19 protein-coding genes are annotated in these 22,047 nt (G+C 62.2%); 1 reads left to right on the forward strand and 18 read right to left on the reverse strand.

Annotation, left to right across the window (positions count from 1 at the left end; translation table 11 throughout):
- Nucleotides 1–180: 180 nt before the first annotated feature.
- From ACTJLA_RS16995 to ACTJLA_RS17075, 17 genes are all read right to left on the reverse strand, one after another.
- The gene (locus ACTJLA_RS16995; protein ID WP_440841655.1) at nt 181–942 is read right to left on the reverse strand and encodes a PIG-L deacetylase family protein; all 762 of its coding nucleotides are present in this window, start codon (nt 940–942) and stop codon (nt 181–183) included.
- A 323-nt stretch (nt 943–1,265) separates the two neighbouring features.
- Complete coding sequence (locus ACTJLA_RS17000; RefSeq protein WP_054897372.1) at nt 1,266–1,925, reverse strand: glycosyltransferase; 660 nt, start codon at nt 1,923–1,925, stop codon at nt 1,266–1,268.
- Nucleotides 1,922–2,521 carry an SAM-dependent methyltransferase gene (locus ACTJLA_RS17005; RefSeq protein WP_202691871.1) on the reverse strand — a complete coding sequence of 200 codons (600 nt, stop codon included), beginning with the start codon at nt 2,519–2,521 and terminating at the stop codon, nt 1,922–1,924. Before ACTJLA_RS17005 ends, ACTJLA_RS17000 begins: the two co-directional genes overlap by 4 nt.
- Complete coding sequence (locus tag ACTJLA_RS17010; protein WP_054897374.1) at nt 2,518–3,276, reverse strand: PIG-L deacetylase family protein; 759 nt, start codon at nt 3,274–3,276, stop codon at nt 2,518–2,520. Before ACTJLA_RS17010 ends, ACTJLA_RS17005 begins: the two co-directional genes overlap by 4 nt.
- Nucleotides 3,273–4,271: an acyl-CoA dehydrogenase family protein gene (locus tag ACTJLA_RS17015; protein ID WP_054897375.1), complete on the reverse strand. Its 999-nt coding sequence runs from the start codon at nt 4,269–4,271 to the stop codon at nt 3,273–3,275. Before ACTJLA_RS17015 ends, ACTJLA_RS17010 begins: the two co-directional genes overlap by 4 nt.
- Nucleotide 4,272: 1 nt before the next feature.
- Nucleotides 4,273–6,432, reverse strand: coding sequence for a glycogen debranching protein GlgX (gene glgX, locus ACTJLA_RS17020; protein WP_034127560.1), 2,160 nt, complete (start codon nt 6,430–6,432; stop codon nt 4,273–4,275).
- A 121-nt stretch (nt 6,433–6,553) separates the two neighbouring features.
- Nucleotides 6,554–6,823, reverse strand: coding sequence for a DUF2934 domain-containing protein (locus ACTJLA_RS17025; protein WP_003191595.1), 270 nt, complete (start codon nt 6,821–6,823; stop codon nt 6,554–6,556).
- A gap of 23 nt (nt 6,824–6,846) precedes the next feature.
- Nucleotides 6,847–9,597 carry a malto-oligosyltrehalose synthase gene (locus ACTJLA_RS17030; RefSeq protein ID WP_440841658.1) on the reverse strand — a complete coding sequence of 917 codons (2,751 nt, stop codon included), beginning with the start codon at nt 9,595–9,597 and terminating at the stop codon, nt 6,847–6,849.
- The gene (gene malQ / locus ACTJLA_RS17035) at nt 9,594–11,678 is read right to left on the reverse strand and encodes a 4-alpha-glucanotransferase (protein ID WP_440841659.1); all 2,085 of its coding nucleotides are present in this window, start codon (nt 11,676–11,678) and stop codon (nt 9,594–9,596) included. Before malQ ends, ACTJLA_RS17030 begins: the two co-directional genes overlap by 4 nt.
- The gene (gene treZ / locus ACTJLA_RS17040) at nt 11,675–13,420 is read right to left on the reverse strand and encodes a malto-oligosyltrehalose trehalohydrolase (protein ID WP_440841661.1); all 1,746 of its coding nucleotides are present in this window, start codon (nt 13,418–13,420) and stop codon (nt 11,675–11,677) included. Before treZ ends, malQ begins: the two co-directional genes overlap by 4 nt.
- A 31-nt stretch (nt 13,421–13,451) precedes the next feature.
- Nucleotides 13,452–15,008, reverse strand: coding sequence for a glycogen synthase GlgA (gene glgA, locus ACTJLA_RS17045; RefSeq protein WP_252950577.1), 1,557 nt, complete (start codon nt 15,006–15,008; stop codon nt 13,452–13,454).
- Between the two features lie 459 nt (nt 15,009–15,467).
- Nucleotides 15,468–16,421, reverse strand: coding sequence for a D-2-hydroxyacid dehydrogenase family protein (locus ACTJLA_RS17050; RefSeq protein WP_440841663.1), 954 nt, complete (start codon nt 16,419–16,421; stop codon nt 15,468–15,470).
- A 25-nt stretch (nt 16,422–16,446) separates the two neighbouring features.
- Complete coding sequence (locus tag ACTJLA_RS17055) at nt 16,447–17,448, reverse strand: alpha/beta fold hydrolase (RefSeq protein ID WP_054897381.1); 1,002 nt, start codon at nt 17,446–17,448, stop codon at nt 16,447–16,449.
- Between the two features lie 45 nt (nt 17,449–17,493).
- Complete coding sequence (locus tag ACTJLA_RS17060; protein ID WP_054897382.1) at nt 17,494–17,937, reverse strand: YqaA family protein; 444 nt, start codon at nt 17,935–17,937, stop codon at nt 17,494–17,496.
- A 3-nt stretch (nt 17,938–17,940) separates the two neighbouring features.
- Nucleotides 17,941–18,387, reverse strand: coding sequence for a DUF411 domain-containing protein (locus ACTJLA_RS17065; RefSeq protein ID WP_034127552.1), 447 nt, complete (start codon nt 18,385–18,387; stop codon nt 17,941–17,943).
- A gap of 93 nt (nt 18,388–18,480) precedes the next feature.
- Complete coding sequence (locus ACTJLA_RS17070) at nt 18,481–18,939, reverse strand: SRPBCC family protein (RefSeq protein ID WP_034127551.1); 459 nt, start codon at nt 18,937–18,939, stop codon at nt 18,481–18,483.
- Nucleotides 18,940–19,072: 133 nt separating this feature from the next.
- Complete coding sequence (locus ACTJLA_RS17075; RefSeq protein WP_054919182.1) at nt 19,073–20,068, reverse strand: aldo/keto reductase; 996 nt, start codon at nt 20,066–20,068, stop codon at nt 19,073–19,075.
- Nucleotides 20,069–20,184: 116 nt separating this feature from the next.
- Here ACTJLA_RS17075 and ACTJLA_RS17080 point away from each other — a divergent pair, with 116 nt between their 5' ends.
- On the forward strand, nt 20,185–21,096 hold the full coding sequence (locus ACTJLA_RS17080) for a LysR family transcriptional regulator (RefSeq protein ID WP_060773076.1): 912 nt from the start codon (nt 20,185–20,187) through the stop codon (nt 21,094–21,096).
- Here the strand turns inward: ACTJLA_RS17080 and ACTJLA_RS17085 are convergent.
- Nucleotides 21,093–21,998 carry an AraC family transcriptional regulator gene (locus ACTJLA_RS17085; RefSeq protein WP_262020128.1) on the reverse strand — a complete coding sequence of 302 codons (906 nt, stop codon included), beginning with the start codon at nt 21,996–21,998 and terminating at the stop codon, nt 21,093–21,095. The genes ACTJLA_RS17080 and ACTJLA_RS17085 overlap by 4 nt on opposite strands.
- Nucleotides 21,999–22,047 lie beyond the last annotated feature (49 nt).

The raw sequence follows: 22,047 nt of genomic DNA on the forward strand, positions 1-22,047 counted from the left end.
GAATAGTAAATCTGTTGATAATTATTCGCATCAGTCTGACAGATTGAGTCTGTAGGGAAAAGTCCAAAATCTGTAGGAGCGAGCTTGCTCGCGAAAGACTCATGGGCGCCGCGTTTCTCCAAGACGCACGCGTTATCGTAGAGATTTTTCGCGAGCAAGCTCGCTCCTACAGGGTGGTGTTCAGATGAACAGGATTTCGTAGGGCTCGCGCATGCGTTCCAGCAATATCTGCGCGAGCATCGGCGGTAAGCCAATTTGTGGGTCACCCACCAACTGGCTGGCGTAGGCATGGGCGGCGTGCAACTTGCGCGCGACGGTCCAGGTGTCCAGGCGGACCTTGCGTGCACGTTGCCAGGGCATTACCGCGCTTTCCCGGGCCGGCCAATGCCAGGCCCAGATCGGCAGTTCATACAGTTGCGCACCTACCAGGCTGCACGCCTTGGCACTCGCGCGGCCGACGGCGTCGTGGTCGTCATTGCCGTCGTTGCGCCAGGTGGTGAACACCACATCGCCAGGTTGCAGGTAGCGCGCGATGAATTGGCTCATGGGCTGTTCACGGGCGGCCAATGCATCATCACAAAACCCGCCACGAATCCATTTCAGGCTGTGCAAGGGCATACCCAATCGGCGCAGGGCCTCTGCACTTTCCTGAGGTCGCACCACACTCAAGCGGCTGGCCGGCCATACCTGAGAGCCGGGATGGCTGGCGCTGCCATCGGTGATGGAGATCAATTGCAGCGGATGCTCGCGGGTGCTGAGCAGTTGCAGCAAACCGCCGCATGCCAGCACTTCATCGCCAGGATGAGGTGCGATTACCACGACGCGAGCACCGGGTGGTACCAGGCTGTTCAGGGAGATGATGGGTGTTTGCGCCAACTGCGGCGCACTGTTCCAGATTTGCACGGGGCCGCGACGGCCTTCGCTTAAGGAGGCAGGCTTCATGGGTGTCACATCCTTGTCGGTTGATACCGGGTCGTGCTCCGTTGACGAGACGACGCTCTTGTCTTCACCGCAGGCTCCGCTGGGTGAGTGCGCAGCATGCCAATCAAGGAATGCCATGCGAGGCGTTAGGAGCATAGACAGGCATGGGTATCTGCACAACTTTGATGCGATGTTCGCTGGGCTGACGTCATCGCAGGCAAGCCAGCTCCCACAGAGATCTGTGCCAGGCGCTGATTTTGTGGGCAACATAGCCCCCTGTGGGAGCTGGCTTGCCTGCGATGACGGCGCCCCAATCGACGGGGATATTGGATCAGTCAGCTGTTTTACCCAGCCCGCATCAAGCTCTTCAAGTAATCACCAAACCCACCCTCAGCCCGGCAATCCAGTCGCGCACTGGTCACCACTTGCGGCGCATGGCTCCAGGCAATGGAGGCACCGCAACGCTCCAATTCACGTACCAGTTGTACATCCTCGTGGCATTCCAGTGGTTCAAACCCACCGGCCTCTACGTAGGCGCGGGCACTCACGCCCAGGTTGGCCCCATGAATATGCCGATGCCCATCGCGGGCCTGGTAGGCCTGCTGATAACGAATCTGCGCGGCCGGGTCGAAGCCGTCGCTCCAGGCGTCCACGGTGACTGTGCCGCACACTGCGTCGCAGCCTTGGGCCAGTTGGGCCACCAACCAGTCAGGGGCGACACGGCTGTCGGCGTCGGTGCAGGAAATCCACCGCGCGCCTTGCTCCAGCAAGTACCGTGCACCCACGCCGCGGGCGTGGCCGACATTGCGCGCCTGCACGTGCAGGCAATGCACCTGGTGGGCCTGGGCAATCGCCGCGCTGGCATCGCTGCAACTGTCGAGTACTACCAGAATCTGTACCGCTTCACCCAGCAAGCCCGGGTGGTCGGCGGCGATCCGCGCAGCCCGCAGGCAATCATCCAACAGGGCTTCTTCGTTATGTGCCGGGATCAGAATACCGATCATCGTAAACCCTCATGGCGAGCGACCGAGGTGCCATCCAGGCTCCACAGGTCGAGCAGGAAATCCGGGTCCTGGTACTGCACCAACGGTGCAACACCCAGACGCTGTTGCAGCACGGCGTGCACCTGTTCGGCGGTTTGCGGGCAACCGTCAATGGGCACTCGCCAATGGCAGGCCAGGATTTGCCCGTCAGCGGTCAAGGCGGCGAGTGCGCAATCGATCAGACGATTAAAATCACCTACATCGAGGTAATAACAAAGCTCACTCAATACGATCAGCTCGAATTGCCCGCCGGGCCATTGTTCCGGCAGGCGACGCTGCTCCACCCGGGCATGAGGAAAGCACTCCAGCCGCGCTTGTGCCAGCCGTACCGCCGCAGTCGCAGTGTCGCAACACAGCAGGCGTTCACAACGCGGGGCCAGCTCGGCACTCAGTTCACCGTTGGCACAACCCGGCTCGAATATCGACGCATAGCGCGGCCGCGTCAGCACGGCCAAGGTCAGGGCGCGCTTGCGTTGTTCGTACCAGCGCTGACGAAAAGCCCAAGGGTCGTCATTGCCGGCAAACAACTGGTCGAAGTAGGGGGTTGCCACACTCATACGAACACCATCTCAAAAGGTTGCAGCAAGCGCTCCACCACATAGGGCGCCAGCACCGCAGGCAAACCGATTTGCGGGTCGCCCTCCAACTGGCTGGCGAAGGCGTGGATCGCATGGCGTTTGCGTGCCACTTGCTCAGCGGTCAGCGGAATCTTGCGCGCCCGATGCCAGGGCACCTTGTGGTCTTCGGCGGTGGCCCAGTGCCAAGTCCACACCGGTAGTTCACACAGCACTGCACCGACGGCCTTGGCTGCCTTGGCGCTGGCGCGGCCCACGGCCTCATGGTCGCAATGCCCATCCTCGCACCACGTGGCGAACACCACATCGTTAGGCTTGAGGTGGCGCTGGATAAATTCGCAGAGCTGGGCTTCGCGCTCGGCCACATGGCTATCGGCAAACCCGCCGCGCAGCCATTTCAAACTGTGCAGCGGCAAGCCAAGGCGGTGCAGGGCCTGGGCCGATTCCTGCGGACGCACCACACTCAGACGCTCCACCGGCCAGCGCCGGGAGCCCGGGTGGCTGGCGCTGCCATCGGTGACGGAGATCAACTGGATAGGGCGATCCAGCGCAGCCAGCCCTTGCAGCAGGCCACCACTGCCCAGCACCTCGTCATCCGGATGCGGGGCGACTATCACCGCTCGATGCCCTGGCGGCACCAACTGCGCCACACTGATGTGCTGCAATTCGGCCAATCGTGCGCTGTTTTGCCAGTGACTCAACGGCGTGCCCTGGCCAACAATCGGATTGGGCCTCATAGCGCCCATCTCCCTGTGGGCTCGCCGGCGACCTGTTCACCGAGGGCGGCCAAGTCGCGTTCGGCATGACTTTGCCGCACATACACCGGTAAATCGGCCATCAACTGGGCAAAGTGCGGATCCTTGCAATACGGCCCGGCGCCGACCGCGCGGCCCACATGCTGGATCACCTGCTCGACTGTGTCCTCGATACACGCACGCGTCTGTTGCGCCAGTTGCCGCGCATCAGCGCGAGGCTCGCGGTCGATCTGCGCGGCGCTGGCGCGCAACACGCAGGCGGCGCTGTTCAGGGCGCTGTCGACCGCGCCGAGGTGGGCCAGCGCATGGGGCTCTGCACGTGTGGCGCACTGGGCGCGCAGTACTTCACCCAGGCGTTGCGCCGCGCCGTACCAGCACGCGGCAATGCCGATCCCACCGTGCCAGAAGCCCGGACGGGACAGATAGTCGCCCGGGCCGCCCACGGCAATTCCCCTGGCGGCGCTGAACAGGATGTCGACGCTACCGGTCGCCGCCATGCCCACCGCCTTCCAACCCTCATCCGTCACCGTGATGCCCGGTTGATCCATCGCCACGGCCACCAATTGCTGGCGGTCCTCTTCGTCCCAGGCCGTCAGCAAACCATGGCTGACCACCGCCGCACCGGAACACCAGGCCTTGCGCCCCTCGACGAGCAGCCGCTGTCCGTCGCGACGCACACGCACCTTGGCAGTCGGCGGCTCGGCCGCCCACATGCCCCAGGTGCTGCCCAGCGGCGGCAAGGGGCTGTCGAGTTCGGCAATGATCGCCAGGGCATCGGTATGGCCTTCGAACAACTTGCACAGGCGCAGGTCATGCCCGGCCACCTGGGCCAATTGGCTCAAGCGGGACAGAGTCTGGCCGCTGCCCGGTAACGGCAGTTGATCAAGGCCTTCTTCCTGAAGGGCCCTCAGGGCATTACCCAGGGCTTGCGTGTCGGCATAGCCCCGGTAGCCCTGAAGGAAACCGTGCAACGCCATTTCACACCTCGCCTTCGTGCTGCAGTTCAAACAGCAGCAGCGAGCGAGCGGTGACCGCGTACTCATGCTCGAAATCAAAGCGTTCCTGGCCACGCACAGCCGGGTCGTTGGTGTCGAGCAGGCACGTCCAGAACTCGCCCTCCGGCACCGGCGGCAGGCGGAAATTGACCAGGTCGTGATGGGCGTTGACCACCAGCAGCAACGTGGCGTCGGCCCCGGCACGACGAATCCCGGTTTCCTGGGCGCGGCCATCCATCAACATGCCCAGGCAGCGGCCCTGGCTGTCTTCCCATTGCTCGGTAGTCATTTCGTTGCCATCCGGCGCGAGCCAGGTGACGTCCTTCACGCCGATGTCTTCGTTGTAGTCGCCCACCAGGAAGCGCCCACGCCGCAGGATCGGGTACGCCAGACGCAGCTTGATCAGGCGCTTGACGAACTTGAGCAGGGCCTTGCCGTCATCGTCCAGATCCCAGTTGACCCAGCCGATCTCGCTGTCCTGGCAATAGGCGTTGTTGTTGCCGTGCTGAGTGCGAGCGAACTCGTCCCCGGCGACGATCATTGGCGTGCCCTGGGCCAGCAGCAAAGTGGCGAAGAAGTTGCGCATCTGGCGCAGGCGCAGCGCGTTGATCTCCGGGTCGTCGGTAGGGCCTTCGACGCCGTGGTTCCAGGACAGGTTGTTATTGCTGCCGTCCTGGTTGTTCTCGTCGTTGGCCTCGTTGTGTTTGTCGTTGTACGACACCAGGTCGTGCAGGGTGAAGCCGTCGTGGGCGGTGATGAAGTTCACCGAGCTGTACGGCCTGCGCCCGCGGTGATTGAACATCTCGCCCGAGGCGGTCATGCGCCCGGCGAAGTCTGCGAGTTGGCCGTCGTCGCCTTTCCAGAAAGCACGCACGGTGTCGCGGAAGCGGTCGTTCCATTCCACCCAGCCTGGTGGGAAGTTGCCCACTTGGTAGCCACCGGGGCCGCAGTCCCAGGGTTCGGCGATGAGTTTCAACTGGCGCAGTACCGGGTCCTGGCGGCACGCCACGAGGAAACTGTGGCGCTCATCGAACCCGTCGCGGTAGCGCCCGAGGATGGTCGCCAGGTCGAAGCGGAAGCCGTCCACGTGCATCTCGGTGGCCCAGTAACGCAGGGAGTCGGTGACCATTTGCAGCACGCACGGGTGGCTCAGATCCAGGGTGTTGCCGGTGCCGGAATCGTTGATGTAGAAGCGCTTGTCGTCGGGCATAAGGCGATAGTAGGAGGCGTTGTCGATGCCGCGCATCGACAGGGTCGGGCCGCGCTCGTTGCCTTCGGCGGTGTGGTTGTAGACCACGTCCAGAATCACTTCCAGCTTCTGCTCATGCAGGTGCGCGACCATCTCCTTGAATTCGGCGATCTTGCCGCTGGCCAGGTAGCGCGGGTCGGGGGCGAAGAACGCGATGCTGTTGTAGCCCCAGTAGTTGGTCATGCCTTTTTCCAGCAGATGCTGGTCGTTGACGAAGGCGTGCACGGGCAGCAGCTCGACCGAGGAAATGCCCAACTGGCGGATATGCTTGAGCACGTCATCTTCCATCAGGCCGGCGCAGGTGCCCCGCACCGACTCGCCAACCGAAGGATGGCGCATGCTGATGCCGCGCAGGTGGGTTTCGTAGATGATCGTGCGGTCCCACGGCACTCGTACCGGTTGGTCGTTGCCCCAGGTGTGCGCCGGGTCGATGACCTTGCACTTGGGCACGAAGGGCGCACTGTCGCGTTCATCGAAACTGAGGTCGTCGTCCGGGTGGCCGATGGTGTAGCCAAACAGCGCTTCGGACCATTTGAGTTCGCCCACCAGTTGCTTGGCGTAGGGGTCAATCAGCAGCTTGTTGTGGTTGAAGCGATGACCATTGGCCGGGTCATAGGGGCCGTAGACACGGTAGCCGTAAATCAGCCCGGGGTGGGCATCGGGCAGGTAACCATGAAAAATCTCGTCGGTGTATTCGGGCAGTTCGATGCGTTCCAGCTCGACCTCGCCGGTATCGTCAAACAGGCACAGCTCCACCTTGGTGGCGTTGGCGGAAAACAGCGCAAAATTCACACCCAGGCCATCCCAGGTGGCGCCGAGGGGGAAGGGCAAACCTTCACGGATCCGCGACGGCTCATGAACCGGCGTCGCTGTGGTGTTGTCGGGTTTGCTCATCGAGTTGCTCCTGCAAAAGGTCTTTTTTCGGGCCGAACGCCGCCGTACTGACGGTGCTTCAGCGCATGGCTTGGACGGAAAAGGGCCTGCAGCGCGCAATGCGTGCTGCAGGCCCGAGAAATCATGGGGCGGGCGGTTTGGGCTTCTTCGGGGCGGCGGGTTTCTTCGCCGCAGGTTTGGCGGCGGCAGGCGCAGCAGGTTTGGGCTTTGCCGCAGCCTTGGGCGCGGTTTTCGGCTTGGCGGCCGGTTTAGGCTTGCTCGGCGTCAGCGCCTCGGCTTCCGCCAGCTTGCGCGCCATCTCCCAGTGGCGATCGTGGGCGCCATCGGGCTTGCCTTCAGACTCCCAGATCTGATGCGCCAGTTCGCGAATGCGTTTGTCTTCTTTACTCATCACAAACTCCTCACAGAAAATTTTCAGCTTTCTTGATTATCAGGATTGATAAAGACATTGACCGGGAGATCCCCCAGGGCAGCGCTGATCAACAGCTCCTTGTTGGGTGTGACTACGGCCGTTTGAAAAAGTCCCTTCCAGTTTTGTGCAGGGGCGGCGAACGGTAATTTCACCCGAGTATCGCCCCAAACCTGCGCATTGATCTGGGGAAACATCCCGTTTTCAAGCAACGGATAAGACCAGCGCGGCACCACCACCAGTAACTGCTTGCCTTGATGTTCACGGTAGAACGCAACCACGCGCTCAGCGTGCTGGCCCACCACTTCCAAAGGCGTATAGCTGCCATGGCGCAGCAGCTCGGGGCAGGCTTTACGCAGGCCCAGTACCTGGGCGATCACTGCCTGTTTGATACGCCCGTCGCGCCAGTTGAACAACAGTTCGCCGATGTCCGGTGGTGCCTGCAATGCACGTTGCCGCGCAGCGAAGTCCACCGGGCGCCGGTTGTCGGGGTCGACCAGGCTGAAGTCCCAGAACTCATCGCCCTGGTAAATATCCGGCACACCCGGCACGGTCAGATGAAGCAAGGTTTGCGCCAGCCCATTCAGGGCGCCGGCGGGGGCGATGGCCTGCGCAGCACTGTCCAACGCACTGCGTAGCGGCGCACCGGCCTCACTGAGCAGCAAGCGCTTGAGGAACGCTTCCACCGCCTGTTCGTAAGCCTCGTTGGGCGCGCTCCAACTGCTCTGCAACTTGGCCTCGCGCAGGGCTTTTTGCTGCCACTGCCACAGGCGTTGCTGGTACGCCTCCAGATCGGGGTTGGGCTCCAGCGGCCAACTGCCCAGCAGCACTTGATAGAGAATCAGCTCATCACCCGCCGAGGGGCTATCGGCGCTCTCGCGCAAGGGCTCGGCCAGACGACGCCAGTGCTCGACCTGTTCGGCATACCAGGGGGCGCACTCGCTGAGCACCGCCAGGCGCGCACGGGTGTCTTCGCCGCGTTTGTGGTCGTGGGTGGCGGTGGCCAGCAGGTTGCCGGGAAAGGTCTTCAGGCGCTGTTGATTGGCCGCATGGAAATCTGCCAACGGCGCACTGAATTGCTCGGTACTGAAGCCCACATCGTTGCGCGACAACAACACCGCCGAACGGTAGAACGCGGTGTCTTCCACAGCCTTGGCGGCGGCGGGCGAGGTCAGTTGCTGGAAGCGCACGCAGGCATGCTTGAGCATCTTGCGCGCGCGGCCTACCGGGCGATTGCGCCAGGGCTGGCCACCCAACCATTGCTCCAGGTGGTCGAGCACCGGCCAGTCGCCTTCGTTGAGGGTACTGCGTGCACCCTCCATGGCATGCTGGAACACCTTGTCGTCGGCCGCACTGCGACCCTTGGCGCTGATATAGGTGCGGTACACCGGGAAATGCACGATCAGTTCCTGCAAGGCCCGGCGGATGGCACCCAGGGTCAGGTCGCGGGTCATCACGTCATCGCGGGCCACTTGCAGCAGCGCCTGGGCTACGCTTTCGAAGTCGCCGCCCAACGAACCATTGAGGATCTGCTGGCGCGCCAGCCGCGCTTCTTCGCCGAAGGCTGAGGGCCGCTCGCTGTGACGCGTCCACATTTCGGCCAGCGGTGCAAAACCTTCGGGATGGTGTTGCAGCAATGACAACTGGTTCATGAACTCGTAGCCGGTGGTGCCATCTACCTGCCAGTCTTCACGCAGGGTTTCACCTTCGCCAAGGATCTTTTCGACAAAGATGGGCAAGTGGCGCTGGGGTGACAGCGCGTCTACGCGGCGGCGCAATTTGCGGCAATAGCCACGCGGGTCAGCCAGGCCATCGATATGGTCGATGCGCAGCCCGTCGACCAGCCCCGCGCTGATCAGCTCGAAAATCTTGCCATGGGTGGCTTCGAACACCGCCGCGCGTTCGACCCGCAGGCCGCCCAGCTCATTGACGTCGAAGAAGCGCCGCCAGTTGATATCGTCTGCGGCTGTGCGCCAACTGGCCAAGCGATAGGTCTGCTGTTCGAGCAGGTGATGCAGGCGCTCGAAACCCTCGGGCTGGCGACTGTCGAATGCGGTCAGGCGTTGTTCAATAGCGGGTCGCAGCTCGCTGGAGCGTTCGGCCAGGGCTTGTTTGAGCTCGGTGGCCTCGGCGTAGGCGTCGTGCTGATAGGCGAGGGCGGCGAAACGCTCGGCCAGCGATTTGAGTAACTCGTCGCTACCCAGAATCAAGCCGTAGTCCCTGGGGCAAATCGGAAAACGGTGTTCGTAATGCTCGACGTAGAAACTCCCCTGGGCGGCATCGAACTTGAGCGCCAGCGTGCCGTTCTGCAAGGCTTCGCCGTAATCGCTGCCGAGGAAGGGCATCAGCAACTGGCCCTTGAGCAGCGGGTCGGGGGAGTGCCACTGGATGTCGAAGAACTCGCTATAGGGACTCAGGCGGCCCCATTCCAGCAGGTCCAGCCACCAAGGGTTATCCGCGCCGCCCACGGCCATATGGTTGGAGACGATATCGAGGATCAAACCCATGTCGTGCTCACGCAGCGCGGCGACCAGGCGACGCAACGCCGCTTCGCCCCCCAGTTCCGGGTTGACGCGGGTCGGGTCGACCACATCGTAGCCGTGCATGGAGCCGGCGCGGGCGCTTAACAGTGGTGAAGCATACAGGTGGCTGATGCCCAGTTGGGCAAAGTACGGCACCAGTGGCACCGCGTCATCGAGGGTAAAACCTTTATGAAATTGCAGGCGCTGGGTAGCGCGCAGGGGCAGTGCGTTCATCGGTCACGCTCATAGGCTTGGTTGCGCGCCACGGCCAGCAGTTCGAGGCGACGCGCGGCGCTGTCATTGTCGAGCAGGCTGGCGGCTTCGCCGGGCAAGCGTCGGCGCCAATTGGGGTGGGTGTCGAGGGTGCCCGGCAGGTTGGCTTGCTCCTCGATGCCCAATGCATCTTCCAGGGGCAACAACACCAGTGGCGCACGGGTATGGCCCAGGTAGCGCACGCTGGCGTCGATCATATGGTCGGTGTCGTTGCGGATCTCATCGATGAAGTTCTGCGGGTCCTGACTCAAGGCTTGGCGCAGTGCCTGGCGTTCGCGCAGGCGGTGTTCGCTCCATTGGTCTACGGTGGGCGCATCGATCAGGCCCAGCTGGATATTCCATTCGATATCGCGGCTGTGCCACCAGCCATTGAGGGTCGGCAAGTCGTGGGTACTGGTGGTGGCCAAGGCGTTGTCGGGCCAATCGAGGATGGGCTTGAACTGGCCGTCATGGTTCTGTTCGAACAGCAGCACACGCATGCCCAGGATCGAACGGGCGCTGAGCTTTTCGCGCAGGCCTTCGGGCACGGTGCCCAGGTCTTCACCGAGGACGATGGCCTGGTGGCGGTGCGATTCCAGGGCGAGCAAACGCAGCAGGTCGTCCACCGGGTAATACAAGTAGGCACCTTCACGGGGGGACGCGCCCAGAGGGATCACCCACAGGCGTTGCAGGCCCATCACGTGGTCGATGCGCAAGCCGCCGGCATGGGCGAAGTTGGCCCGCAGCATTTCGATAAAGGCGCGATAGCCATTGCGCTTGAGGCCGTCAGGGGAAAAGGCAGAGATGCCCCAGCCTTGGCCTGCGCGGTTGAGAATGTCCGGTGGCGCGCCGACGGTGAGGTCGGCCAGCAGTTCATCCTGGCGACTCCAGGCCTGGCTGCCGCCGCCGTCGGCGCCCACCGCCAGGTCGGCGATCAGGCCGATGCCCATGCCGCTGCCACGGGCGGCCTGTTGTGCGCGCTCAAGGCTGCGGGCAATCAGCCATTGGGTGAAGGCGAAATAGCCGATTTCGTCGCGGTTGTCCTCAGCGAACTGCGCCAGGGCCGGGCTCTGTGGCGTACGCCAGGCTTCGGGCCATTGGCGCCAGTCCAGGTCCTCACCCGCGGCAGCACGCTTGGCCTGTATGGCTTCGAAGCGGCAGTGGTTTTCCAGGGCTTCGCCGCCGGCCTGGCGGAAGCTTTGAAAGTCGGCATGCTGGGGATGCGCGCCGTGGCGAAAGTCTTCATACAGTGTGCGCAGCAGGCGTTGCTTGGCCTTGGCGGCGGCCGGCCAGTCGATCAGCGGGAGCTGTTCCAGGGCATGCAACTCGTCAGCCAACCCGGCCGCTTCGATGGCGTTGCGCACTTCACGTTCACCAAGGATGCACGCCGGCGAAGCATACAGGCTGTTGAGAAACAGGCGGCTGGAGGGTGAATAGGGGCTGAATCGCTCAGTGTCGGCGCTGAACATCGCGTGCATCGGGCTGATTGCCACGGCGTCGGCGCCGCGTTCGGCGGCGGAACGCACCAGGTGCTCCAGGGCAAGGGTGTCGCCAAAACCGCCATCGCCGAGGCGGCGCAAGGCATAGAGTTGGGCGCTCAGGCCCCAGGCGCGAGCGGGTTGGCTGTCGACCTCGTCGGCCACGCTATAGCAGTGGCTGGGCGCGACGGCCAGGGTGAAGGTTTGCCCGTCGATATGCACCTGGTGATAGCCGAGGGCAATCACGCCGGGCAATACGGCCTCGCCGTCCAGGCGCAGCTCCAGGGTTTCGCCGCCTTCCAGGTTGACGCGACACGGGGTGTCCGGGGCGAAATAGCGTGCCAGGTCCAGGCCCGCACCGCTGTCGGTGGTCATCAAGGGCGGCAGGTGCCGGTCCTGCTGCGCCTGCTCAAGTTGCAGCAGGCTCGCGTCGATCTCGGCATCGCTGTCGGCCGGGTGCCCCAGCCCTTTGAGGACGGCGCGCAGGGCATCAGGCTTCACATGTTGCGGGCGACCGTTGGCATCGATCCAATCGACGGCCAGGCCCGCGCGGCTGGCGAGAATTTCCAGGTTCGCTTCGCTCAAAGAATGTCTCCAACAGGGGATAAGCAAACGCGTGCGCTCAAGGGCGGTAAGTGCGCACCTTGCGGGGCAGGCGTTTGGAAAATAATCGGGTGGGGTGCCGGATGATCCAGGGGCTGTTCACTCAGGTTCAGGTCGATCTGCAGCACACGGCCGTTGCCCAGGCGCCAGCGCGCGGTGACGGCATGGTCAGCCAGCACGTGCGCGCCCAGGGCGACGGTGCCGGGCAAGTGCGGCACCACGTGCACGTGACGCAGGCTCAGCAGGTGGCGGTAGAGCTGGGTGTGGTCGTTCTCGACGAAAGAGGGCACCGACTGTAAAAAGGTTTGCAGCGCGTTGGGGTCGGGGATGCGCTGGCGTTGCTCGGGGTCGTGAAACGCCGCGAAGTCGGCAAATTCATTGCGCCGACCTTCACGCACCGCCTCGGCCAGTTCGCCATGATGGTCGGTGAAAAACAGGAACGGCTCGGCGGCATTCACCTCGTCGCCCATGAACAACATCGGGATCATGGGGCACAGCAACAGTAGGACGGTCGCGGCGCTCAGTGCCTGGGGCGAACACAGCTGGTGCAGGCGTTCGCCGAGGGCGCGGTTGCCGACCTGGTCGTGGTTCTGCAGGAACGCGACGAAGGCGCTGGGGGGCAGATCCGCACTGGGTTCGCCGCGAGCTTGGCCATGGCGTGTCGTCTCGCCCTGGTAGATGAACCCCTCGGCCAGGCAGCGCGCCAGCTTGGCGGTAGGCTGCTCGGCAAAGTCGCTGTAGTAGGCGTCGGTTTCACCGGTGAGCAGCACGTGCAGCACGTTATGAAAGTCGTCATTCCATTGGGCGTCGAAATCGTGCTGCAACAGGCTGGCCTGGTTCAGTTCGTTTTCCAGCATCAGCCACACGTGGCGCCCGCCGTCTACCTGCTGGCGTACCCGTTGTGCCAGTTCCTGCAGAAACCCAGGGTTGTCGATAGCGTGCACGGCATCCAGGCGCAGGCCGTCGAAGCGGTATTCGAGCAGCCACATCAAGGCGTTATCGAGGAAGAAATCCCGCACTTCACGGCGCTCGAAATCAATGCCGGCGCCCCAGGGTGTGTGCACGTCCTCCTGGAAGAACCCCTGGGCATACTGGCCCAGGTAATTGCCGTCGGGGCCGAAGTGGTTGTAGACCACATCGAGGATCACGGCCAAACCGTGGCCGTGGGCACTGTCGATCAGCTGCTTGAGTTGCTCGGGAGTGCCGTAGGTGGCGTGGGGCGCATAGGGCAGCACGCCGTCATAGCCCCAATTGCGTTCGCCGGAAAATTGCGCCAAAGGCATCAATTCAATCGCGGTGACGCCTAGTTCGGCCAGGCGTGCCAGGTGTTTCTCGACGGCAGCGTAGCCGCCCATGGCGCCGACATGGAGCTCGTAAATCACCGCCGTGTGCCACGGGCGACCCTGCCACTGGCTGTGGCGCCATTCATAGGCGAGGGGGTCGACTACTCGGCTCCACCCATGCACGTCCAGCGCCTGGGCCCTGGAGGCGGGGTCGGGCACTGTGTTTTCGCCATCGATGTTAAAACGGTAAAGCGTGCCGGCAGGGCACGCGATTTCGACTTCAAACCAACCACCGGCCTGGGGCAGCATGACGATGGTTTTACCCTGTTCCAATTCAACGCTGACATAAAATGCGTCTGGCGCCCATAACGCAAAGCGCGTGCGGTGCGCGTCCAGCATGATTGCGCCGTGGGGCCAGGTTTCCAGAGTCCTTGACGGCATCTATGAAGACCTCCCTTAGTTGTTCCAGTCGCTACTTGTTCGATTTCCCCAGAGCCTTGGCCACCAGTTGTTCGTAGAGTTCGGCGTAGGGTTCCACGGCCTGGCACCAGTTGAACGGCTGGGTCATGGCACGGCTGCGCATGGCATTGAGCAGACCGGGGAAGGCGAACACCTTGAAGGCGCGGCGCAGCGCCTCTTCGTAGCTTTGCACCGTGGATTCATTGAACAGGAACCCGGTGACGCCATCCTCAATGGTGTCCGCCAGCCCGCCGGTGTTACGCGCCACCGGCAACGAGCCGAAGCGTTGCGCATACATCTGGCTCAGGCCGCAGGGTTCATAGCGCGACGGCATCAGCAGAAAATCGCTGCCGGCGAACATGCGGCGGGCATCGGTCTCGTTGAAGCCGATGCGCACCCCCACCTGACCCGGGAAGCGCAGCGCCAATTCACGCATGGCCTGTTCTTCTTCCGGCTCGCCACGGCCGATGATCGCAATCTGGCCGCCGTTTTCGACGATGAAACCGGCGACGGCTTCGGTGAGGTCCAGGCCTTTCTGGTAGACCAGGCGCGAGACCACAGCAAACAGCGGACCACTGGATGGCTGCAGCTCAAACAGCTCGCGCACGTGGGCGGCGTTGATGGCTTTGCCTTCCCAATCGCCGATATTGAAGTTGTGGGTCAGGTGTGGGTCGGTGGAGGTTTCCCAGCTCTCATCGATGCCGTTGGGAATGCCGCTGAGCAGGCCTTGCTGGGTCTTGCTGGCGAGGAAGCCATCCAGGCCACAACCGAATTCCGGGGTGGTGATCTCCTGGGCGTAGGTGGCGCTCACGGTGGTGATATGGCTGGAATACGCCATGCCCGCCTTGAGAAACGACATCTTGCCGTAGAACTCCATGCCTTCCTGTTGCAGGGCGTGGGGTGGAATGCCCAGTTCGGGCGTCGAGGCCAGGCTGACCACGCCCTGGTAGGCCAGGTTATGAATGGTGAACAGGGTTGGTGTACGTGAACCACGCCAGTGCATATACGCGGGGGCCAGGCCCGCAGGCCAGTCGTGGGCGTGCACCAGGTCTGGGCACCAGTGGATTTGTGCAAGGTTGGCGGCAATGTCCGCGGCAGCCAAGCCCAGGCGGGCGAAGCGAATATGGTTGTCCGGCCAGTCGCGGCCGTTGTTGGCGCCGTAGGGCGTGCCTTCGCGCTCATACAGTTCGGGGCAGATCAGCACATAGATGACCAGGCCGTCCTTGAGGTCCATGCGCCCGATCTTGCACGGGGGCAACGCGGCATGGCCACCCAGTTCACCGACGATATGAATCGGGTTATCGCTTTCCATCACTTGCGGGTAACCCGGAATCAGCACCCTCACGTCATGCAGGTGCGCCATGGCGCGGGGCAGGGCCGCGGAGACGTCGCCCAGGCCGCCGGTTTTCACCAGGTCCGCGAACTCGGAAGTGACAAACAAGACTTTCTTTCGATTCGGATTCTGACTCACGACCGGCCGCACAGTGTTGGGCAGGTCGGCCAAAGACTTTGGCCCTCCTGCCGGCTGACTAAAACGCTCTCCCTGAGTATCTACTGCGGCACTGATCATAATGCACTCCCATCTGTTGGTTGGCTAATGGCCCGCTGCCATCGGCTCCGAGTGACCGCATCCTGCGGCCAGGCACACAAGCGCTATACAAGCTGGCAAGGCGTATGCCAGTTGCAACGTCGGCTTAAAAAGATTGGATGAGCGGGCATTCGGCCTGAAGCGCGCGTGCTCGCCCTTACCTAAAACTTGACCAGCGGCAGGTTTCGAAAGTTTAGATTTTTTGCGGGGTTTTTGTTTTGGAACGGACCCATCGGTCATGAGTCTAGGACAGATCCCAGCGCCTGCTGGGTTTTCATGCAGATTTTGTAGGACAAAAAACTTTTAACGATATGCCCCTGTGGCGAGGGAGCTTGCTCCCGCTGGGACGCGCAGCGGCCCCAAAATTTCGGGANAGCGCTGCGCACTCCAGCGGGAGCAAGCTCCCTCGCCACAGGGGGGGGGGCGCACTTTAATGGTGCGTCAGGCGAGCCCGCGAATGGGCACACCCTTGGCCCAGGCTTGGATATCTTCGATCATCTGCTGATAGAACTGCCGGTAATTCTGCTCGCTCACATACCCCACGTGTGGCGTTGCGAGCACATTGGGCAAGCGGCGAAACGGGTGGTCAGCCGGCAGCGGTTCCTCGGCAAACACATCCAGCGCCGCCCCGGCCAGGCGTCCGCTGCGCAATGCTTGCAGCAGTGCCTGCTCATCCACAATCGGCCCGCGTGCGGTATTTACCAGGTGCGCTGTGGGCTTCATCCAGCCCAACGCTTGCGCATCCACCAGACCACGGCTGCGCTCGCTGAGCACCAGATGGATGGTCAGAATATCCGCCTGCTCAAACAGCTCGCGCTTGCTGACCCAGGTCACCCCCGATTCAGCCGCGCGCTCCGGCGTGAGGTTTTCACTCCAAGCAATCACCCGCATGCCAAACACCTGGGCAAACCTTGCGACTTTCTGGCCAATGCTGCCCAGCCCCAGGACGCCCAATGTCTTGCCGTGCAGGTCGCCGCCCAGGCCGACCTGCCATCCGCCCCCGCGCAGCGAGTTGGCTTCGGCGAGCAGGTTACGTGTAGAGGCCATGATCAAGGCCCAGGTCAGTTCCGGTGCGGCGTGTTTATAGCTGTCGGTGCCGCACACCTGGATGCCCAGGGCCTTGGCTGCGGGAAGGTCGATGGCGGCATTGCGCATGCCGCCGGTCACCAGCAATTTGAGCTGGGGCAGCCCTTGCAGCAGCGCTTTGTCAAAGGTTGAGCGTTCGCGCATGAGGCAAATCACCTCGAACCCTTTCAAGCGCTCAGTCATGGTGGCGGTATCGGCGGGGTAGTCGTGGAGAAAATGCACCTTGCCCACGCTGTCCAGCGCCGACCAATCTGCCACGTCGCTGGCCACGTTTTGCCAATCATCCATCACTGCGATCTGTATCGACATGCACGCGGGCCTCGAAAAGTGGCAATTAAAGGGCGTTCAACCCGTGCAACAGGGCTTTATGAAACTGTTCCGGCTCTTCCATCTGGGGCGCATGGCCCAGGCCGGGGAACTCCACCAACGTGGCGCGGGGAATCAGCTTGGCCACCTGCTTGCCCAGTACCTCGTAATGACCAATTTTGGCCTTGACCGCCGCCGGCGCCACATCTTTGCCGATGGCGGTAGTGTCGCTGGTGCCGATCAGCAGCAGGGTGGGCACCTGCAAGTCCTTGAACTCGTAGTACACCGGTTGGGTGAAGATCATGTCGTAAATCAGCGCCGAGTTCCAGGCAACCTGAAGATGCCCCGGGCCTTGGTTCAGGCCGGCGAGCATGTCTACCCAGCGCTCGTACTCGGGTTTCCAGCGCCCAACGTAATAGGTGTTTCGCTCGTAATTGCGTACACCGTCGGCGCTCAGTTTCAGCTCGCGCTGGTACCACTGGTCGACGCTCTGGTAGGGCACGCCGAGGGCTTTCCAGTCTTCCAGGCCAATGGGGTTCACAAGCCCCAACTGTTCGGTTTGCTGGGGGTACATCAGCGCATAGCGTGTGGCGAGCATGCCGCCGGTGGAATGGCCGATCACCGTGGCCTTTTGAATGCCGAGCTTTTCCAGCAGTTGATGGGTGTTGGTCGCCAGTTGCTGGAAGCTGTACTGGTAGTGGTCGGGCTTGCTGGAGGTGCAAAAACCAATCTGGTCCGGGGCGATGACGCGGTAACCGGCGTCACTGAGCGCCTTGATCGAACCCTCCCAGGTAGCGCCGCAAAAATTCTTGCCGTGCATCAGCACCACGCTGCGGCCGTTTGGAGTGCCGGTGGCGGGGACGTCCATGTAGCCCATTTGCAGGGATTTGCCCTGGGATTGGAAGGCAAAATGATTCAAAGGGTAGGGGTATGCAAAGCCCTGCAACTCAGGGCCGTAGGTGTCAGCTAACACGGGCGCCGCGCTGACCGAAAACAAACCGGCTACGCATAATGTACGGATAAAAGGCATGGGTTTTGGCTCCGAGACAGATGCCCGGATGCTCTTTGCCCGCGATTAACGGGGGATTAACGCCCACTGCAACGTCAGCGCTGCGATTACGCCATAGCGCAGGCTTTTCGCCAGGGTTACCAGCAGTAGAAAACGCCACAACGGCTCACGCATCACCCCAGCCACCAACGTCAGCGGATCACCAATGACTGGCACCCAACTGAGCAACAACGTCCAGTGCCCCCAGCGTGCGTAATGGCTGCGAGCCTTGTCCAGCTGATTGGCGCTCACCGGGAACCAGCGTCGCTCTTTGAAGCGCTCGACCGAGCGCCCCAGCAGCCAATTGACCAGCGAGCCCAGCACATTACCCAGGGTGGCGATGCCCAGCAGCAGCCAAAGGTTGTAATGCCCGCTGAGCAGCAGGCCGACCAGCACAGCTTCCGACTGCAGGGGCAATAACGTCGCGGCGCCAAATGCCGCGCCGAACAGCCCCAGGTACCCCATCAACACCGGTCAGTGAGCCGGGTAGTCCGCTACCACCACGTCTTCGCCGTCGCGGGTCAGGCCAATGATTTGATACGCCTCGCTGCGTCCGTCTACTTCCATGCCTGGCGAGCCCAATGGCATGCCCGGTGCGGCAAGGCCCAGCAGGTCGTTGCGCTTGCGCAGAGCCAGGACCTGCTCGGCGGGTACGTGGCCTTCGACGAACTTGCCGTCGATCACCGCGGTGTGGCAGGAGCCAAGGCGTGGCGCCACGCCCAAGCGTTGTTTCACCGCGCTCATGTCGGCTTCAACGTGGTCGTTGACCTTGAAACCGTTGCTCTCCAAGTGGCTGATCCACTTCTTGCAGCAGCCGCAGTTGGCGTCGCGGTGTACATCGATGGGGATCAGTTCGGCGGCCTGGGCCAGCGTGGTGGTAAACAGGGCACTGAGCAGGGCCAGTCGCAATGGGGTTTTCATCGTGGGTCTCACTGAAGGCGCGGCAATAAGCCGGGCATTCTCCCTGCTTTTGCCGGCATGTTTGCAATGTGACGTCGTGGTAATGTTTCTAAATTATACGAACCCCGGATTGTCCAGCCGCTGCTTGAGCCGGTCCAACGCAATTGACGACAACGCGACCATGCGCTCATGCAAAGACGCCAGTTGCAGTTCAGTCTCGTAAGTCAGCACCCGTTTGAACAGGGTGCCGCCCTGATGAGCGCGCAAGCAGTAATGGATGCAACCGTCAACCGCCAGGGAGGTGAACACGGTCTTGAACTCGCTGGGGCGGCGGGCGATTTGTACGCGGTAACTCATGGGGACGCGTATGCCCAGCAGGTCGATGATTTCGGTAAAGCGCGTGCCGACCGGTAATGAGCCGGTGGTGCCGGTGTCGGCGCTGAGGGAGGTGGGGTGCCACTCGTGCCAGCGGTCGGGCTGGGTCACATAGTCATAAACCGCCTCGATCGGCGCCTGGATGAAGCGTTCCTGACTGATCTGCTCCAAGCGGACCGAATGCTCAGTCGCGTGCATGACACACCTCCTGTGTGGCGGTTTTTACACTAGGAGTTGTGAGAATAGTCTGACTCCCATGCTTTGCACGGGAGTCGGCAGACCGTTGATCAATCCCGCTGAGAACGGCCCCCACAAGGGGTTCCAGCAGACGCTAGATATCCAGCATGGCCAGCACTTCCTTGGGGTAACGCAGGCCTGCGGTTGCATTGGCAGGGAAGATCGCATCCAGCGCAGCCAGTTCGTCAGCGCTGAGAGAAATCGACAGCGCCTCCACATTCTCTTGCAGATAGGTGCGCCGCTTGGTGCCGGGAATCGGGATGATGTAATCGCCTTGGGCCAATACCCAGGCCAGCGCCAGTTGCCCGGCCGTGACACCTTTGTCTGCCGCCAGGCTCTTGACCTGTTCTACCAGCAGCAGGTTTTTCGCAAAGTTCTCCCCCTGAAAGCGCGGGCTGAAGCGTCGGTAATCATCGGCGCCGAAATCATCCGGGCTCTTCAAGGCGCCGGTGAGAAAACCTCGGCCCAACGGGCTGTACGGCACAAACGCGATGCCCAGGCGCTGGCAGGCGGCGAGGCAACCATTGTCTTGCTGGTCGCGGCTCCACAGCGAATATTCACTTTGCAGGGCGCTGATGGGATGGACCTTATGCGCCCGTTCCAGAGTAGCGGCGGACGCCTCGCTCAGGCCCAGATAGCGCACTTTGCCCTGTTTCACCAGGTCGGCCATGGCGCCGACCGTTTCTTCGATGGCCACGTCGGGGTCGATACGGTGCTGGTAGTACAGGTCCAGCGTATCCACCCCCAGGCGTTGCAAGGTGCCGTCGATGGCGTTGCGGATATACTCGGGCCGGCCATTCACCCCGCGCACTACGGGGTTGGCAGGGTCGCGCACAATCCCGAATTTACTGGCCAGGAACACTTGGTCGCGCTTGCCGGCAATAGCCTTGCCGATCAGTTGCTCATTGGTGTGCGGGCCGTACATGTCCGCGGTATCGAGAAAGTTGACGCCCAACTCCAGGGCGCGGTGCAAGGTTGCGGTGGCTTCGGTGGTATCGGTGCCGGGCGTGTAGAAATCGGTCATGCCCATGCAGCCAAGGCCGATGGCGGACACATGCGGGCCGTTTTTACCGAGTTGTCGAGTGTGCATAGGGAAGCTCCTTGTGATGAGGGGCCCATTGTTACCCTTGAAAAAACGCAGATAAACCCGCTAAAAGTGCTATCACTGTTCGTAATATCTAAACAATTCCCCACGGGAGCATTTTATTGGATCGTTTTAACGCCATGCGCGTGTTCACTCGGATTGTTGAATTGGGCGGGTTTGCCAAGGCCGCCGACAGCCTGCAATTGCCACGCGCCTCCGTGACGATCCTGATCAAGCAACTGGAGGCCCATCTCGGCGTGCAACTGCTGCAGCGCACCACGCGCCACGTCAGCCCGACCCTGGATGGCGCGGCGTACTACCAACGTTGCGTGCAATTGCTGACTGATCTTGAGGAAACCGAGGCGGTGTTCTCCACGCGGCGCCAGAACCCCCGGGGCACATTGAGCATCGATATGCCCTCAGGCATTGGGAGCTTGATTGTGATTCCGGCCTTGCCAACGTTCACCGCGCTGTACCCACAGATCGAGTTGGAGATCGGCCTCAATGACCGGCCAGTGGATCTGATTCGCGAAGGCGTCGATTGCGTGTTGCGCGGTGGTCCGGCCCTGGATGAATCGCTGGTGGCGCGCCCCTTGGCGATGATGGAACAACTGACTCTGGCCAGCCCCGCGTACCTTGAGCTCATGGGCACGCCCACTTGCCTGGAGCAGTTGGCTGGACACCAAATGGTCGAGTACGTGTCCAGCGCCAGCGGTAAACGATTTGGCCTGGAATTTCTGCTGGGCAGCGAGTTGCATCCGATCAACCTGCCGAAAGTGGTTGCCGTGAACAGCTCTGCCGGTTACTTCGCTGCATGCGAAGCCGGCTACGGGCTGATCCAGGCACCTCGTTATCACGCCCTGCGCCAACTGGCCGAGGGCGCGCTGGTGCAGGTGCTCCCTGATGTGGCAGTGCCGAAGATGGCGCTGACTGCGTTGTACCCGCCTCATCGGCAGTTGTCGCAGCGGGTGAGGGTGTTCGTCGATTGGCTGGTGCAGTTGTGCGCTCGGCCCGGCACCGGCTTACAAGGCTAGGCTTGCGCCCTTCGATAGGCACCAGGCTGTTGCCCGGTGACTTTATGGAAGGCTCGGGTAAACGCCGCCACCGATTGATACCCGGCCGCCAGCGAAACCTCGGCCACGGTCTGGTCCGCCTTGAGCAACCCAGAGGCGTGGCGCATGCGGATCATCAGCAGTACTTGCCCGGGCGACTGCCCACACAGTTCGCTGAAGCGCTTGAAAAACGCCGAGCGCGACAACCCGGTACAGGCCGCCATGCTTTCCAGGCTCCAGGGCTCGGCCGGGCGGGCGATCAATTGTTCCAGCAAATGCGCAAACGCCGGTGCCCGGCCCAGCGCCGCCAAGCCGCCAAGCTCGGTGTTGTCGAGTACTTGCTGGCGCAGCACATACAGGAACAGCAGGTGGCACAGGCGCTCAAGCAGCGCGGAAGAGGGCGCTGGGGTGCGTGCGCATTCTTGCAGGATCAATTCGAACAGGTTGCGTGCAGCCATCAGCGACGGGTCGCCGGCGCGCAGGATGATCCAGCTGGGCAGGGTGTCGACGATCAGCGTCGACAATCCGGATTGGAAGTGAAAGAAACCGCAGACTAATCCTACGCCGTCCGTGGCCGTGCTATCGAGAGGCAGCATCGAGCGGCGTGGGCACTGCTGGGCGCCGGCCGCCGTGGCTTGGCCGGAAAGCCTGAAGGCAAAGTCACGCAGCAGGAACACCGCGTCACCATTGTTCAGGTGTTGGGGCGTTGGATCACCGTCGATATGCAGCCAGCATTCGCCTTGCACAATCAAGTGGAAGCTCGCCTTCGCGAGGCCATGGGTGCTCGCGTGCCAGTCACCGCAATAACGGCCGACGTGAAACAGGCTGGTGTTGAGTTCGAGGCTATCTAATAACCAATCGACAAGTACATCGGACGAATTCATCTAATGGAAAGACTCAAGAGCAAGTAATCGCTACTTTAGCCTATTGAGC

Source organism: Pseudomonas sp. 22072, from assembly GCF_052046095.1.
Classification (GTDB): domain Bacteria; phylum Pseudomonadota; class Gammaproteobacteria; order Pseudomonadales; family Pseudomonadaceae; genus Aquipseudomonas; species Aquipseudomonas paracarnis.